1 protein-coding gene is annotated in these 1,942 nt (G+C 52.0%); it reads right to left on the minus strand.

Annotation, left to right across the window (positions count from 1 at the left end; translation table 11 throughout):
• Positions 1–1,942: DNA polymerase I (gene polA, locus ABYP73_RS12980; protein WP_372974618.1), on the minus strand; the 1,942-nt coding region annotated here is incomplete at both ends.

Consider the following 1,942-nt stretch of genomic DNA (forward strand, 5'->3'; position numbering starts at 1 on the left):
AAGACCTTTGAAGCCGTCGAAGCATGGATATCCTCCCCGTTCTTAAAGGCTTCGATCATGGTGTCCTCATCGCTCAGGGCTGCAATGATCCTCAATTCGATCTGGGAATAATCTGCCGCGAGCAATACATGGTCCTTATCCCTGGGAATAAAAGCCTTGCGGACCTCCCTACCCCTCTCGGTCCTGATGGGAATGTTCTGCAAGTTGGGGTTGTTACTGCTGAGACGACCTGTAGCTGCCACGGTTTGCATATAATCCGTATGAACCCGCCCGGTACGATCCTCTACCTGGGTGGGAAGGGCATCGACATACGTACTCTTTAATTTGGTCAGTCCACGGTACTCGAGGACATCCCTGATGATCTGGTGGTCCTTGGCCAGGTAGGACAACACATCTTCAGCCGTGGAATACTGCCCGGTCTTGGTCTTTTTGGGTTTGTCTACCAGTTTCAGCTTGTCGAAAAGGATCTCTCCCAACTGCTTGGGGGAACCTATATTAAAGGTCTCTCCGGCTTCTTCGTAAATCTTTTTTTCCAGGGAGGCGATATCGGCATCGAGTTGGGTCGACAGACCCTTTAGAAAATCCTTGTCGAGGTTGATCCCTTCCAGCTCCATATCTGCCAGGACCCTGAGAAGGGGGATCTCGATATCCCTGAACAGGTCCATGGTCTCAGCCTCTTTTAATTCCTTTTCAAAATGCTGGGCCAACTGCAGGGTGATGTCTGCATCTTCTACTGCGTATTCCGTCTGTTGTTCGAGGGGTACCTCCCGCATACTCAGCTGGTTCTTCCCTTTTTTTCCGATGAGTTCGGTGATGGAGATCGGGGTGTAATTGAGGTAGGTCTCAGAGAGCACATCCATGTTGTGCCTCATATCGGGGTTGATCAGGTAGTGGGCGAGCATGGTGTCAAAAAGAGGGCCTTTTACCTCAACCCCGTATTTGCGGAGTACCTTGATATCGTATTTCAGGTTTTGTCCTACCTTCTCTATTTCCGCGGAGGTGAAAAAGGGTCTGAGTCTATCGATCAGTGTATCGGCCTCTGCTCGCCCCTCGGGAAAGGGCAGGTAGAACCCTTTGCCTGTTTCCCAGGAAAAAGCGATCCCCACCAGTTCTGCTTCAATCGGGTTCAGGGAAGTGGTCTCCGTATCGAAACACACCTTCTCCTGTTTCATAAGGTTTTTCAGGAAGAGATCCAGGGCCATACCGCCCTGTACGCTCTGGTAGACATGGGGAACTTCCTCAATGGTCTTCCTGCTCGAAACCACTTCGAGGGTGGCCGGTTCCTCCCCCTTGTTGCCAAAAAGGGAGAACTGCCCGCTTCCGGCTGCCTGGGCTTGCTGTTTGCCCGTTTCCGTACTGGTGACCATGGTCGGGGTGCCTTCGGTCTCCCCTGAAAATATTTTGATGAACTGTTCCCTCAATCTCCGGAATTCCAGTTCCTCGAAGATCGCCTGTACTTTTTCATTGTCCGGGGCGGAAAGCTCGTAGTCCTCCGCATCAAAGGCGACGTCGCAGGTCACGCAAATGGTCGCCAGTTGCTTGGAGATCTTACCCAGTTCTGCATTTTCTATGATGCGTTCCTTCATCTTGCCCTTGAGCTTGTCCGTGTTCTCCAGCAAGCCCTCCAGGGAACCGAACTCTTCGATGAATTTCTTGGCGGTCTTTTCACCCACTCCCGGGAAACCGGGAATATTGTCCGATGCATCACCCATCATCCCCAGGTAATCGATCACCTGTTCGGGGCGTTCAACCCCAAACCGTTTCTGCACCTCAGGAATGCCCCATATCTCAATCCCATTTCCCATCCGGGCCGGGCGGTACATAAAGATGTTCTCAGAGACCAGCTGGCCGAAATCCTTGTCCGGAGTAACCATAAATACCTTGTATCCTTCCTTTTCGGCCTGTTTGGCCAGGGTGCCTATGATGTCATCGGCCTCCAGAC

This window comes from Muriicola sp. (assembly GCF_041567615.1).
GTDB lineage: Bacteria > Bacteroidota > Bacteroidia > Flavobacteriales > Flavobacteriaceae > Muriicola.